The sequence below is a fragment of the Gordonia jinghuaiqii genome, assembly GCF_014041935.1.
Taxonomy (GTDB): Bacteria; Actinomycetota; Actinomycetes; order Mycobacteriales; family Mycobacteriaceae; genus Gordonia; species Gordonia jinghuaiqii.
Genome location: NZ_CP059491.1, coordinates 1,048,174 through 1,061,887 on the forward strand (window position 1 = coordinate 1,048,174; position 13,714 = coordinate 1,061,887).

The 13,714-nt window shown below is 67.4% G+C and carries 12 protein-coding genes; 9 read left to right on the forward strand and 3 right to left on the reverse strand.

The genetic code is table 11. The features are described 5' to 3' along the window. Positions 1-44 precede the first annotated feature (44 nt). Both H1R19_RS04630 and H1R19_RS04635 read left to right on the forward strand, forming a co-directional pair. Positions 45-2,678 (forward strand): DEAD/DEAH box helicase, encoded by a 2,634-nt coding sequence (locus H1R19_RS04630; RefSeq protein ID WP_244970873.1) that lies wholly within the window; start codon positions 45-47, stop codon positions 2,676-2,678. Positions 2,679-3,082: 404 nt separating this feature from the next. Beyond that, on the forward strand, positions 3,083-3,280 hold the full coding sequence (locus tag H1R19_RS04635) for a hypothetical protein (protein WP_219850681.1): 198 nt from the start codon (positions 3,083-3,085) through the stop codon (positions 3,278-3,280). Between the two features lie 106 nt (positions 3,281-3,386). Here the strand turns inward: H1R19_RS04635 and H1R19_RS04640 are convergent, their stop codons facing one another. Next, positions 3,387-3,989 carry a YdcF family protein gene (locus tag H1R19_RS04640; protein WP_188329635.1) on the reverse strand — a complete coding sequence of 201 codons (603 nt, stop codon included), beginning with the start codon at positions 3,987-3,989 and terminating at the stop codon, positions 3,387-3,389. Positions 3,990-4,112: 123 nt separating this feature from the next. Further along, complete coding sequence (locus tag H1R19_RS04645) at positions 4,113-5,618, reverse strand: NAD-dependent succinate-semialdehyde dehydrogenase (RefSeq protein WP_219850682.1); 1,506 nt, start codon at positions 5,616-5,618, stop codon at positions 4,113-4,115. A gap of 122 nt (positions 5,619-5,740) precedes the next feature. Between H1R19_RS04645 and H1R19_RS04650 the strand changes: the two genes are divergently transcribed. The 7 genes from H1R19_RS04650 to ccsB all read left to right on the forward strand — a co-directional run bounded on the left by H1R19_RS04650 (position 5,741) and on the right by ccsB (position 13,041). Next, positions 5,741-6,706: an SGNH/GDSL hydrolase family protein gene (locus H1R19_RS04650; RefSeq protein ID WP_219850683.1), complete on the forward strand. Its 966-nt coding sequence runs from the start codon at positions 5,741-5,743 to the stop codon at positions 6,704-6,706. Between the two features lie 76 nt (positions 6,707-6,782). Next, on the forward strand, positions 6,783-8,132 hold the full coding sequence (gene hemL / locus H1R19_RS04655) for a glutamate-1-semialdehyde 2,1-aminomutase (protein WP_188329637.1): 1,350 nt from the start codon (positions 6,783-6,785) through the stop codon (positions 8,130-8,132). Next, the gene (locus H1R19_RS04660; protein ID WP_188329638.1) at positions 8,132-8,758 is read left to right on the forward strand and encodes a histidine phosphatase family protein; all 627 of its coding nucleotides are present in this window, start codon (positions 8,132-8,134) and stop codon (positions 8,756-8,758) included. The genes hemL and H1R19_RS04660 overlap by 1 nt, the downstream gene beginning before the upstream one ends. A gap of 36 nt (positions 8,759-8,794) precedes the next feature. Continuing rightward, positions 8,795-9,388: a TlpA family protein disulfide reductase gene (locus H1R19_RS04665; RefSeq protein WP_219850684.1), complete on the forward strand. Its 594-nt coding sequence runs from the start codon at positions 8,795-8,797 to the stop codon at positions 9,386-9,388. Positions 9,389-9,391: 3 nt separating this feature from the next. Then, the gene (locus H1R19_RS04670; protein WP_188329640.1) at positions 9,392-10,210 is read left to right on the forward strand and encodes a cytochrome c biogenesis CcdA family protein; all 819 of its coding nucleotides are present in this window, start codon (positions 9,392-9,394) and stop codon (positions 10,208-10,210) included. A 29-nt stretch (positions 10,211-10,239) separates the two neighbouring features. After that, positions 10,240-11,976 carry a cytochrome c biogenesis protein ResB gene (gene resB / locus H1R19_RS04675; protein WP_188329641.1) on the forward strand — a complete coding sequence of 579 codons (1,737 nt, stop codon included), beginning with the start codon at positions 10,240-10,242 and terminating at the stop codon, positions 11,974-11,976. A gap of 21 nt (positions 11,977-11,997) precedes the next feature. After that, positions 11,998-13,041, forward strand: coding sequence for a c-type cytochrome biogenesis protein CcsB (gene ccsB / locus H1R19_RS04680; protein WP_188329642.1), 1,044 nt, complete (start codon positions 11,998-12,000; stop codon positions 13,039-13,041). Between the two features lie 177 nt (positions 13,042-13,218). On the opposite strand, the gene H1R19_RS04685 is transcribed toward ccsB, so the two are convergent. Further along, positions 13,219-13,692 (reverse strand): helix-turn-helix domain-containing protein, encoded by a 474-nt coding sequence (locus H1R19_RS04685; protein WP_188329643.1) that lies wholly within the window; start codon positions 13,690-13,692, stop codon positions 13,219-13,221. Positions 13,693-13,714: the final 22 nt, after the last annotated feature.

Below are 13,714 nucleotides of genomic sequence, written 5' to 3' on the forward strand. Positions count from 1 at the left end.
GTAGTAGCGAATTGAGACGAGTCGAACGCGATCGCATCCGGGCAATGTCCGATGCGGTCCGGCACACGATCCAGCAGGCCGAGACGGTTACCGCGGTTCGAGGGCAGGTTGCCGACGAGGGCGCCGCAGCGCTAGACGCACTCTTTGCACGCGTCGTCGCCCCGAGCGGCCACTCCGGCGTGGTACGGGTTCTACCCCTCTTCGCGCAGGACACTGCCGCGCTGACTGCGATCGCGCGGCGTACGCAGCTACCTCCGCTGGCCGCCGACGCCGAACAGGCGATCGCTGCACTCACCGGTGACGCGGCCGCTGCCCTTCGTGATGCGCAGGTCCTTCTCGGTGCGCGCCGATTCTTCGCCGGCCCGACACGCCGCGCAACCGCTGTCACAGCCAGCGGGGCGCTGGAAAGCTTTAACACGTGGATCGAGGAGTCACGGATTGCGGACCAGCTGAGCGAGCTGTCCAACCCGGTCGGCGACGTGGAGGTCCACGACCTCGATCTCGCCACAAGTGACTTGGTGGGCCTGACCGCTCGTTGGCCCAGCCTCAGTGCGGCTGGTCTCATCAGCGCCGCCGTGACGAAGGAACTACCTGCGGCGATTGCTTCGGTCACCCAGGCTGCTGAGCTTGAGGCTGCTGCCCGAAAGGCAGCTCTCGATGCAGGGACGGGTGTTCGACGGGCCGAGACCGAAAAACTCATTCGCGAAATGCCGGTCGAGCGACTCCGAGAAGCGACGCGGGACCGGTTGCGGGTGTCTGCGTTGACCGACGCCGGTATCACGACGGTGCGAGAGGTGCTGCGACAGACGAATTCCCTCGAGTCGCTGCCGGGCATCGGTAAGACCAGCGCACAGCACATCCGGGGTGCCGCCCAGACCCTCTGGCAGACCGTCTACGACGACATGCCGGTCCGTATCGACATCAAGAGTCGTGAGCAGCACACCACGTCACTGCTGTCGGCGCTCGCGCGCTGGGATGTCTATCGAAAGACGAAGCCCACCGAGGGGCAGATCGCGGCGGCGCGGTCGCTGGCCCCGCTGATCCCGAAGCTGGGGGCGAGGCCCGAGTGCTTCGTTGTGTTCGGCGAGGGGCGGGGTACCTCGCGTGCGTTCGTCGACGAGGCAGTCTCGGTGTGCGCTTACCAGCAGCAGGTCGAGGAAGCCGGCGGTTCCGCGCGGGATCCATGGGACGACTTCCTTGCCCGACCGGCCGACTACTTCGCCATGCTCTCCGAACTCGGACTGGTCGTCGAAGACGAAACCAAGATCCACGGAGATCTGTCCGAGGAAATCATCGCTGCGGTGCGCAAGCAGGAGCTCGACACGGAGTACCTACAGGCGTCGTTGCGCGGCTACCAGAGCTTCGGGGCGCGCTTCGCGATCACCCAGAAGAAGGTCATCCTCGGTGACGAGATGGGCCTCGGCAAGACAGTCGAGGCCCTCGCGGTGCTCGCACACCTACGGGCAAAAGGGTTTCATCATTCACTCGTGATCTGCCCGGCTGCTGTCGTGACGAACTGGATGCGCGAGGTCTCGGCGAAATCGACGTTGCACCCTCACCGACTTCACGGTCCTCTGCGGGGTTCCGCACTGCGACAGTGGGTTCGGGACGGTGGAGTTGCGGTCACGACCTTCGAGACCCTGGCCTGGTTGAACGAGCAAACGTTCCGCACTCGCGACATCGCCTGCGTCGTTGTTGATGAAGCGCATTACATCAAGAACCCGAGCGCGCAACGATCGCGGAGGGTGGCTGCGCTCATCGACGCCGTTCCACGGACCATTCTCCTCACCGGTACGCCACTGGAGAATCGCATCGGCGAGTTCCGAAGCCTCGTCGAATATCTCCGCCCGGATCTAACGGTCGATGACTCTGAACTCTCTCCCCGCAGGTTCCGTCAGCAGGTTGCGCCGGCATATCTTCGTCGCAACCAGGAAGACGTCCTCACCGAGTTACCCGACCTGGTGGAAGTGAACGAGTGGCTCCCGATGTCACCCGCAGACCTCGCCGCCTATCGATCTGCAGTGAGCGAGGGCAACTTCATGGCCATGCGGCAGGCCGCGATGGCCCGGGGTGCCAAGTCGATCAAGATCTCGCGTCTGCTGGACCTAGTGTCCGAAGCGAAAGCGAACGAACGGCGGGTCATCGTATTCTCCCACTTCCGTCAGGTGCTCGAGGATGTCACCGCAGCGCTCCCCGGCCAGGTGTTCGGTCCGTTGACCGGTTCGGTGCCGGCAGCTCGTCGTCAGGCGATGGTCGACGAATTCTCGGCTGCAGGACACGGCGCGGTTCTTGTCGCACAGATTGTGGCCGGTGGCGTGGGGCTCAACATCCAGGCGGCGTCGATGGTCGTGATTTGCGAACCGCAACTCAAACCCACCACCGAGTGGCAGGCGATCGCTCGCGCCCGCCGTATGGGACAGCTGGAAAGCGTTCAAGTGCATCGCCTCCTCAGCGAGGAAGGAGTCGATCGGCGGATCACCGAGATCCTGGAAACCAAAAGCGCCTTGTTCCAGGACTTCGCGCGCGAAAGCGACATAGCGAAGATCGCGCCCGAGGCCGTCGACATCTCCGAGGCCGAGCTGGCACGTGAGGTGGTGGCGAAGGAACGGGAGAGGTTGTTGTCCCAACCCTCGGGAATGGGCGGCGACTCGAATCAGCTGGCCGAGTCCGACGCGTAGTGGCGGTCGGCCGAGTATGACCGCCATGGCATCAGCGGAGAGGATGTCGCACTAGTTCGATGGGACTCTGACGCGCGGGTTCGCATCGCCGTGTCACAACCACCCGGCATGATGTCGCCATGACTCCCGTGATGAACCGCCTGACGGCGCCGGTGCGCGCATGGCGAGCGCACCGATCGATCTGGTGACCGTGATCGTGCCCAATCACGTCGGGCGCCGAGATGCTCTGCGCATCCTCGCGCGGAACCGGGCGGTCGCGATTTCTGGTTGACGATGGGTGGAGATTCTTAGTTCCGCGTCCCGTGGTCCCGGGCTGGTATTCGGGGAGTCGCGGATACAGTGAAGAACCGATTCCGGTGGTTTGTCTGCGAAGGCGCGGGCCCTCACGCGTCCGCCGGATGGAGATGGTTCTCGACGCGGTCGCTGCTTTCGCGGCAACCGATGCGCACTGGCTGTTGGACGAGCGCGTCGACGGTCTACTCGTCGACCGCGATCGTGACGTCGTCCGCGGTGTTCGCGACCTCGCCGCCGACATGGACGGCGAGTCGGGCCTGCTGGGCCCGCTCAAACGAGCTCTGGGCTCGCTCGGCGCCACATCCTGAGAATGCCGAAAACGTTCCCGCGGTGTCGCTTCCCTCCCGCTGATTGGATCCAATGGGCGGGAGGGAAGCGATCCGGCGGGAACGAAACCCTTACGCGGGGAATCGGTTACGCGTAGGCCGGACGGAAGGTGATCCGTGCGCCCTGCTTCTTGGCGGCGTCGCGGAAGTTCTTCATGGCGCGTTCCATGTGGAAGCCGTTGGTGACGATGACCGCGCCGGAGGCGCCCATCGCTTTCATCATGCCGACGGTGTACTGCGCATTCTGCACGGTCGAGGTCGAGCGGCCCTCGTTGACCATCTGCCACATGGGGATTCCGCGTCGGATCAGGCCGAGGTTCATGAACTGTGCTTCGGAGACGGGCAGCCAGTGGGTGTCGCCGCCGGAGACGATCATGCGGTTGAAGGGATGCTTCTTCGCGAGATTCGCGGCGACATTGAGTCGCTGGGTCAGGATCTGCGGGGTCTGGCCCAGCGTGCCGAACTTCGCGCCCAGCACGACGATGTAGCGCGCACCCGGGTTCTCCCACAGGAAGACGCTGTTGGGCGTTCCCAGTTCGGAACTGCCCAGGTCGACGCTGCCGAAATCGGTACTGATCGCGGTTTTCTCGATGCTCCGAACGGGCTCGTTCGGTGCGGATGTGATGGCGACCGAGGCCGTCGCGGCGACCGCGGCCGCGGCCACCGTGGACATGAGGGTTCTTCGGCGCATGGTGTCCGAGTCTAGGGATGAGTACGTCCACACAGGTATCGGATCGATAACACCTGCATCACCAGTCACATACGTAACAACGTCAAATCGTCGTCGAACGACCGTCAATCGGGCCGTTACGCCTCAGGTCAGGGCGATGTACTTCACCGACAGATACTCGTCGATGCCCTCGCTGCCGCCCTCGCGGCCGATGCCCGACTGCTTGATGCCACCGAACGGTGCTGCGGCATCGGAGATCACGCCACGGTTGACCCCGACCATGCCCGAATCCAGTCGATCCGCGACGCGCATACAGCGCTCGAGATCGCGGCTGTAGAAGTACGACGCCAATCCGTACTCGGTCGAGTTGGCGGCCGCGATGCCGTCGGCCTCGTCGTCGAAGGTGCTGATCACCGCGACCGGACCGAAGATCTCCTCGCGCGTCACCGCGGCGTAGGGGTCGACGTTGTCGAGAACCGTTGCGGGATAGAAGAATCCGCGTCCCTCCGGACGCTCACCCCCCAGGCGAACCCGGGCGCCGTCGCTGACAGCCTGCTCGACGGCCGCGGCGACCTTGTCGCGCTGGTCGGCGTTCACCAGTGGGCCGAGCGTCACGTCCTGCTCGTAGCCGGGCCCCATCCGTACCGCCGCCATCTTCTCCACGAGCTTGCCGGTGAACTCCTCTACGACGCCGGACTGCACCAGGAACCGGTTGGCCGCGGTGCACGCCTCGCCGCCGTTGCGCATCTTGGCCGCGAACGCGCCCTCGACCGCGGCATCGACATCGGCGTCGTCGAACACCAGGAACGGTGCGTTGCCGCCGAGTTCCATCGAGGTGCGCTGGATACGCTCGGCGGCCTGGCCGAGGAGGTTGCGTCCCACCGGCGTCGAACCGGTGAAGCTGATCTTGCGAATCCGATCGTCGGTGATCAGCGCCGACGAGACCTCGCCGCTCGAACTCGTCGGCAGCACCGACAGCACACCGGGCGGCAGACCGGCCTCGGCGAACGCCTCGGCCAGCGCGAGCATGGTCAGCGGTGTCTCGCGCGCAGGCTTCACGATCATCACGTTGCCTGCCGCCAGCGCCGGCCCGATCTTGCGTGTGCCCATGGCGAGCGGGAAGTTCCACGGTGTGATCGCCAGGCACGGCCCGACGGGCTGGTGGGCGACGAGGATTCGCCCGTTGCCCGCCGGAGCCCGGGAGAACCGGCCGTCGATGCGGACCGCCTCCTCGGCGAACCAGCGCAGGAACTCGGTGCCGTACTTGGTCTCGGCACAACTGTCGGGTAGGGCGCGGCCGAGTTCGAGGGTCATCAGCATGGCGATCTCGTCGGCCCGGTCGGTGAGCAGGTCGAAGGTCCGACGCAGGATCTCGCCGCGTTCGCGAGGTGCGGTGGCCGCCCAGTCGGCGGATGCGGCGACCGCGTGATCGAGAGCGGCACGCGCGTCGTCCACCCCGGCGTCGGCCACCGACACCAGCGATTCCTCGGTCGCCGCGTCGTAGACCTCGAAGGTGGCGCCGTCGGCGGCGGGTGTAGACCGTCCGTTGATCCACAGGCCGGTGGGCACCCCGGTGAGAACTGCCTGCGGGTCCAGAACTGCTGTCTGGGCGGGAACTGCTGCCCGGCCGGGAACTGGGCGGTCGCTCATGCGGATTCACATCCTCACTGCTCGGCTGTGGGCCCCGCGGCGGCGGGTCACCCCTGCCGGGTTCACGCTACTCGGACAGGTGGTGGTTGCCGACCGACTCGGATCGGACGCACGATGGCGGGATGGACGCACGCAGGAGCAGTGGTCGCCGCCGATCGCCCATGTCGACGCGAGGGGTGGTCGTCGCGATCGCGGTCGTCGCCCTCGCGGCAGCGGGCTGCTCGAGCGACGGGACATCGGGGGAGGCCGCGACACCGTCCCCGGCGAAGGTCACCTCGGCGCAGGGCCCGCCCGGGAGTTCGGCGGTGAGCGAGCAGAACCGGGTGCGCCTGGTCAACCTCGGCGACAGCTTCGCCTCGGGTACCGGAACCGGTCCCCTGGTGGAGGATTCCCCGATCTACTGTCAGCGGTCGTCGAAGAACTTCGCGCACATCGTCGCCGCGGAGGAGGGATACGACCTCACCGACGTCAGTTGCGCCGGCGCCGACACCGCCGACTTCCGCGGTTCCCAGCAGGAGGGGATCCCGCCGCAACTCGACGCCCTCGACGAGAACGTCGACGTGGTCACTCTGATGATCGGCGGCAACGACAAGAAGACCTACGGCCGGGCCATCGAACTGTGCGGCGAGGTCGCGGCCACCGACCTGACGGGTTCGCCCTGCACCGACAAGTACGGGAAGTCGCTGATCGATCCGGTGGAGAAAGACATCTATCCCGCGGTGCGTCAGGCCCTGCGCGACGTGAAGGCCGAGGCGCCGAACGCGGAGATCCTGCTCGCCGGCTATCCGTGGCTTCTGCCGCCGACCATCGGCTGCTACCCGGAGATGCGCATCGCCGACGGCGACGTCGCGATGATCCGCGACCTCCAGACGGCACTCACCACCTACGGCCGACGCGCCGCGCAGGAGACCGGAGCACGCTTCGTCGACATGTCGCAGGAGTCCGAGGGCCACGACGCGTGCGCGGGCGACCAGCGCTGGATCGAGCCGATGACCACCCCGGGCCCGGGTGCCGTCCATCCCAACGAGCGCGGCCAGGAGGCCATCGCCGAACAGGTGCGCAAGGCCTTGGCGATGACGCCGAACTGACGCCCCCGTCACGCTCAAGACCGCTCCGACCAGCGGCGATTTGGGTCACCGGGTGCCGTTTGGAACACTGTAGGCCGTGACCCCTTCCGCTGATGCCCCCTCCGCCGCCGGCGCCGACGCCTCGGCCGCGCTTTTCGCCCGCGCGTCGCAGGCCATCCCGGGTGGCGTCAACTCCCCGGTCCGTGCCTTCTCGGCGGTCGGCGGGACGCCGCGCTTCATCTCGAGCGCCGCGGGCTGTCGCCTGACCGACGCCGACGGGCGCACCTACGTCGACCTCGTGAACTCCTGGGGTCCGATGATCCTGGGTCACGCGCACCCCGCCGTCGTCGAAGCCGTTCAGAAGGCCGCGGCGGGCGGACTGTCGTTCGGTGCGCCGACCGAGGCCGAGATCGAACTCGCCGAGGAGATCATCGGCCGCGTCGACCCCGTCGAGCGGGTGCGCCTGGTGAACTCGGGTACCGAGGCCACGATGTCGGCGATCCGCCTGGCCCGCGGCTACACCGGCCGCTCCAAGATCATCAAGTTCGCCGGCTGCTACCACGGCCACGTCGACGCGCTGCTCGCCGCCGCCGGGTCCGGCGTCGCCACGCTGGGCCTGCCGACGACCCCCGGGGTCACCGGTGCATCCGCGCACGACACGATCGTCCTGCCCTACAACGACCTCACCGCGGTCGCCGAGGCGTTCGAGAAGTTCGGCGACGACATCGCCGCGGTCATCACCGAGGCCGCCGCCGGCAACATGGGTGCCGTCGCCCCGGTGGAGGGTTTCAACGCCGGCCTGCGTGAGATCACGCGCCGCCACGGGGCGCTGCTCATCATGGACGAGGTGATGACCGGGTTCCGGGTGAGCCCGAGCGGCTGGTACGGCCTCGAAGGCGTCGCGGGCGACCTGTACACCTTCGGCAAGGTCATGAGCGGAGGCCTGCCGGCCGCCGCGTTCGGCGGGCGGGCCGACGTCATGGAACGTCTCGCCCCGACCGGGCCGGTCTACCAGGCGGGCACGCTGTCGGGTAATCCCGTCGCCGTCGCCGCCGGGCTCGCGACCCTGCGCCACGCCGACGTCGAGGTCTACCGCAGGCTCGACGCCAACGCCGACCGCCTCGCGACGCTGCTCACCGACTCGCTCACCGAGGCCGGGGTGACCCACCGCGTGCAGAAGGCGGGCAACCTGCTGAGTGTGTTCTTCACTACCGACCCCGACATCCCGATCTTCGACTACGCGGGTGTCGGTGCCAGCGAGACCTGGCGGTTTGCGCCGTTCTTCCACGCGCTGCTCGAACGCGGCGTGTACGCTCCGCCGAGCGCTTTCGAGGCCTGGTTTGTGTCCGCGGCACTCGACGAGGATGCTTTCTCGCAGATCGCCGACGCGCTGCCCGCGGCAGCGCAGGCCGCCGCGACCGCAGCCACCCCGGGGGACAACGCCTGATGCACACGATCGTCCACATGATGCGCCACGGAGAGGTCGACAATCCGGAGGGCATCCTCTACGGCCGCCTCCCCGGTTACCGGCTCTCCGACACCGGCCGCGCACAGGCGAACAAGGTGGCCGAGACCCTCGCCGATCACGACATCAAGGCCGTGTTCGCGTCCCCGCTGCAACGCGCACAGGAGACCGCGACGCCCATCGCCGCCGCCCACGGCCTCTCGATCATCACCAACGACGAACTCATCGAGGCCGACAACGTCTTCGAAGGCCTCAAGGTCTCCGTCGGCGACGGCGCCCTCAGCAAGCCCCGGCACTGGCCCAAACTGCGCGACCCGTTCACACCGTCGTGGGGTGAGCCCTACATCCAGCTCGCGCACCGCATGCTCGCCGCGGCCAACAAGGCCCGCGACGCCGCCCGCGGCCACGAAGCCGTCTGCGTCAGCCATCAGCTGCCCGTGTACACGCTGCGCCGCTTCCTCGAAGGTCAGCGTCTCTGGCACGACCCGCGTCGCCGCCAGTGCTCCCTGGCCTCGCTGACCAGCCTCATCTACGACGACGACGCCCTCGTCGACATCATCTACTCCGAACCGGCCGGGGCCTCCGACCCGTTGGTCACCGGTGCGTGAGCGGATCCACATTCTCGAGCCCGAAGGTCTGAAGTAGTGCGTAAGTTCCTCCTGCCGGTAGTGCTGGCGGCCCTGGTCCTGGTGGTCGGGGGCTGCGGCACCGGCGACGACGCGGTCGCCCAGGGGAACACCTTCCAGTTCGTCTCGCCGGGCGGTCAGACCGTCATCACCTACGCCCCCGAGCAGCGCAAGCCGATCGCGGAGCTCACCGGCGAGGACCTCGTCACCGAGGCGCCGCTGTCGCTGGCCGACGAGCGGTTCGCCGACAAGGTCGTGGTGGTCAACGTCTGGGGTTCCTGGTGCGGGCCGTGCCGCGGCGAGGCCGACGACCTCGAGCGCGTCTTCGAGAACAACCGTGCCGACGGCGTCGAGTTCCTCGGCATCAACCTGCGCGACGACCGTGAGTCTGCCAAGGACTTCGTGATCGACCGCAACGTCGGCTTCCCGTCGATCTACGACTTCCCCGGCATCTCCCTGGCGGCGCTGACGACCCCGACGTCGGTGGTGCCGACGACGATCGTCCTGGACCGGCAGCATCGGCCGGCCGCGGTGTTCCTCAAGGCCATCTCGGAGAACGAGCTCGACGAGACGGTCAAGCGGGTCGCGGCCGAGCAGACGGGTTCGGGGTGAACCGTGTCGCCTGAGCTCTCCACCGTCGTCGTGGCGTCGTCGATCGGCGACACCTTCGCCGACACCGTGTCCAGCGGACCGCTGCTGCTGGCCTTCGCCGCATGCGTGCTGGCGGGCCTGGTCTCCTTCGCCTCGCCGTGCGTCGTCCCGCTCGTCCCGGGGTACCTGTCGTACCTCGCGGGCCTCGTCGGCGCGGAGGCGCCCGCGGTCAAGGTGGGGGAGGGCATCAAGAGCGGCCGGTCACGAGTGGCCCTCGCGGCCGGTCTGTTCGTGCTCGGCTTCACCGTCGTGTTCGTTGCGGCCACCGCGACCGTCCTCGGTGTGACCAGCACCTTCGTCCTGAATCGTGAACTGTTGCAGCGTATCGGCGGCGCGGTCACCATCCTGATGGGTCTGGTGTTCATCGGTCTGGTCCCCGCGCTGCAGCGCGAGGTGCGTCTCGAGCCGCGTCGGATCTCCAACATCGTGGGCGCCCCGCTCCTCGGCGCGGTGTTCGCGCTCGGATGGACCCCGTGCCTCGGGCCGACACTCGCGGCGGTGATCGCGACGGTCAGCGGGACCGAGGGGTCCACCGCCGCCAAGGGCGTGACGTTGATCGTCGCCTACTGCCTGGGACTCGGCATCCCGTTCGTCGTCCTCGCGTTCTCCTCGGCGTGGGCCCTGCGCAGCCTCGGCTGGCTGCGCAACCACGCCCGCACCATCCAGGTCGTCGGCGGCGTGATGCTCATCGCCGTCGGCGTCGCCCTGCTGACGGGATGGTGGGATCAGTTCATCGTCTGGGTCCAGGTCCGCTTCGTCACCGACACCGAACTACCGATTTGAGTGTGTTTCCCTGATGACTGATGTGACCGATGACTGATGTGACCGACCGTCCCCGGGTGGACACCCCCGAGCCGGGGACACCGAAGCCGCACTGGGTCAGGCGCCGCGTGTTGTGGCCGTTGCGCAACCTGTGGCGGTCGCTGACGTCGATGCGCACCGCGCTGCTCCTGCTGTTCCTGCTGGCTCTCGCCGCGATCCCGGGCGCACTGCTGCCGCAGCGCGAGCTCAACGAGACCAAGACGCTCGAGTACATCGACAGCCGTGGCACGCTCGGCACCTGGATGGACCGGCTGCAGCTGTTCGACGTGTTCTCCAGTGCCTGGTTCACCGCGATCTACGTGCTGCTGTTCATCTCGCTCGTCGGTTGCCTCACGCCGCGAATGGTCGAGCACTTCCACAGCCTCCGTGCGAAACCCGTTGCCGCACCGCGGAATCTGTCGCGGCTACCGCGCCACGTGACGCACACCGTCGACGGCACGCCGGAGGAGATCGCCGAGCGCATCAACGGCAGGCTGCGCGGCTGGCGCCGCGAGGTGGTCGTCCGGGAACCCACCAAGGCCCACCCGGACGGCTGCGTCGAGGTGTCCGCGGAGAAGGGCTACCTCCGCGAGTTCGGCAACCTGGTCTTCCACTTCGCGTTGCTGGCCCTGCTGGTGTCGATCGCGGTCGGCAAGATGTACGGCTACGAGGGCACGAGAAGCCTCGTCGCCGACGGCGAGCAGGGGATGTGCAACACCTCCACCGCCGTCTACGACTCCTTCCGCGCGGGGAATCTCGTCGACGGCACGGACCTGTCGCCGTTCTGCTTCCGCGTCGACGATTTCTCGGCGACCTTCCTGCCCAGCGGTCAGCCCGACATGTACGACGCGACGATCCGCTACGCGGAGGGCGCCGACGGCAACGTCAACAACCTGGGCGACCCGGCGAGCTGGGACTCCACCTCGGTGCGTGTCAACGAGCCGCTGCGGGTGGCCGGCGACCGCGTGTACGTGCTGGGCAACGGTTTCGCGCCGACGTTCTCGGTCACCTTCCCCAACGGGGAGAAGCGCACGCAGACCACACCGTTCGTCCCCGACGAACTCCAGACGATGCTGTCCTCGGGTGCGGCGCGCTTCGACACCCCCGCCGGTCTCTACCCCGACGCCGACGAGCGCCGAAAGAACCAGATCGCCATCGAGGGGTTGTTCGCGCCGACCGCGTCGTTCCACGGGACGCTGTTGTCGTCGTCGTCTCCCGTGCCCGACGATCCGTTCGTCGCCATCCGCATCTTCAAGGGCGACACCGGCCTGGACACCGGGAAACCGCAGAACGTCTACTCCCTCGACCAGCAGCTGATCGAACAGGGCCGTCTCCAGCGCCAGGCGCAGGTCAACCTCGCGGTCGGGCAGAGCCACACCCTGGCCGACGGCACGACGGTGACCTTCGACGGTTACGAGCGCTGGGTGTCGGTTCAGGTCTCGCACGACCCCGCCCAGGTCTGGGTGCTCGTCAGCGCCGTGGTGATGCTCGGCGGGCTGCTCGTGTCGCTGCTGATCCGGCGCCGGCGTATCTGGGCGCGGCTGGTTCCGGTCCCTGTCACCACCGCCGCCGAAGCCACCACCACCGACGACGGTGACCGGAGCGATTCGCAACGACGTACTGTAGTAGAGATTGCCGGGCTGGCTCGTACCGATCAGGCCGGCTGGGGTGAGGGCTTCGACGAGCAGGCGGCCGATCTCGTCGCCGATGGCGACGCCGTCTCTCGGCGGACGACCCGGCGGCTCTGAGCAGCCGGCGAAAGGAACCACATGAACGTCCTAACGACCGCACTTCCCGTCGACGCGATGCCGATCGACGAGACGCTCGCGCGGTACTCCGATCTGCTGTTCGGCACGGCGATCACGATCTACGTCGTCGCGGTCATCCTGTTCCTCGGTGCGCTCGCCGCCGTTCGTGGCCGGCGCCTCGAAGAGAAGCAACTGGTGAACGCCGGCACTACCGGCGCCGCCGGGGAGCAACCGCGTGTCCCGGGCCGCCTCGAAGGTCCGACGCGACGGACCCTGGGCGAGAAGCTCGGCAACATGGCGCTGCCGGTCGTGGTCGTCGGACTCGCCGCCCACATCGGCTCGATCGTGTTGCGCGGCATCGCGACCGAGCGTGCGCCGTGGGGCAACATGTACGAGTTCATCTCGATGACGTGTGCCGCGGGCGTCATTGCCGGCCTGATCATCCTGCGCAAGCGCGAGCATCGTCCGCTGCTGTCCTTCGTGCTGTTGCCGGTCATCCTGCTGATGTTCATCGCAGGCCGTTGGCTCTACACGCAGGCCGCACCCGTCGTGCCCGCCCTGAAGTCCTACTGGCTGGCCGTCCACGTGTCGATCATCTCGGTCTCATCGGGGATCCTGCTGGTCTCCGGCGTCGCGAGCATCCTGTACCTGGCCAAGCTCCGGTGGGCGGCGTCGACGCCCGAGGAGTCCGCGGCCCTGGCGAGCCGTCCGGGTATCGGTGGCGCGGTGCGACGCATCGTCGAACACCTGCCGTCGGCGGAGAGCCTGGACCGGCTGGCCTACAAGTGTGTCGTGATCGGTTTCCCGCTGTTCGGACTCGGTGTCATATGCGGAGCCATCTGGGCCGAGGCGGCATGGGGCCGATTCTGGGGCTGGGACCCCAAGGAGACGGTGTCGTTCATCGCCTGGGTGATCTACGCGGCCTATCTGCACGCACGTGCGACGGCCGGCTGGCGGAACAACGCCGCGGCCTGGATCAACGTCGCCGGCTTCGTGGCGATGTTGTTCAACCTGTTCATCATCAACCTGGTGGTGTCGGGCCTGCATTCCTACGCGGGCCTGTAGACCACCCCGAACGGCAGCCGACCACCTCCGCGACATCTGCGGGGGTGGTCATCCGGGTTTTCGGGGTCGGGGCAGCTGAGCCTGGGACCAGCTGAGCCGGAGCCGGCTGAGCCGGAGCCGGCTGAGCCGGAGCCGGCTGAGCCGGAGCCGGCCGAGTCGGAGCCGGCCGAGTCGACGTCAGCCGGGAACGTCGGTCGTCGCCGTCTCGGTCTGCTTGGCGAGTGCCTGCGACTTCACCAGTTTCAGCAGATCGATCAGGGCGTCGATGGTGCCGGTGCTCAGTGAACCCATGTCGATACCTGACAGATGGCTCCCGGTGATCTGGAGCATCTCGACGTAATTCTGCTGCTGCCGTACGCGTTCCAGATCTTCGTCGGGGTTGGACAGGAAGTAGGTGACGCTCACGTCGAAGGCGCGGGCGATGGCCTCGACCGTGCGGAACGACGGGGTGCGGGCCTTGCCGGTACGCAGCTGGGAGATGTAGGCGTCGGACAGGGAGTAGCCCAGACGGTTCGCCTTCTCGGCGATCTTCTTCCCGGTGTAGCGGATGCCGTTCTCGTCACGGCTGTGTTCGAACAGGTAACCGATCTTCTCGGCGAAACTCTGGTCGTCATCGGTCGACGCCCCATGCGGAGATCGTCCCGGGTTCAACGGCGCCTTCTCTCGGATCAGC

Coding starts and splice junctions, on each gene's coding strand:
- H1R19_RS04630 (WP_244970873.1), top strand. CDS start 45: ATGTCCGATGCGGTCCGGCACACGATCCAGCAGGCCGAGACGGTTACC.
- H1R19_RS04635 (WP_219850681.1), top strand. CDS start 3,083: ATGGTTCTCGACGCGGTCGCTGCTTTCGCGGCAACCGATGCGCACTGG.
- H1R19_RS04640 (WP_188329635.1), bottom strand. CDS start 3,989: ATGCGCCGAAGAACCCTCATGTCCACGGTGGCCGCGGCCGCGGTCGCC.
- H1R19_RS04645 (WP_219850682.1), bottom strand. CDS start 5,618: ATGAGCGACCGCCCAGTTCCCGGCCGGGCAGCAGTTCCCGCCCAGACA.
- H1R19_RS04650 (WP_219850683.1), top strand. CDS start 5,741: ATGGACGCACGCAGGAGCAGTGGTCGCCGCCGATCGCCCATGTCGACG.
- H1R19_RS04660 (WP_188329638.1), top strand. CDS start 8,132: ATGCACACGATCGTCCACATGATGCGCCACGGAGAGGTCGACAATCCG.
- resB (WP_188329641.1), top strand. CDS start 10,240: ATGACTGATGTGACCGACCGTCCCCGGGTGGACACCCCCGAGCCGGGG.
- ccsB (WP_188329642.1), top strand. CDS start 11,998: ATGAACGTCCTAACGACCGCACTTCCCGTCGACGCGATGCCGATCGAC.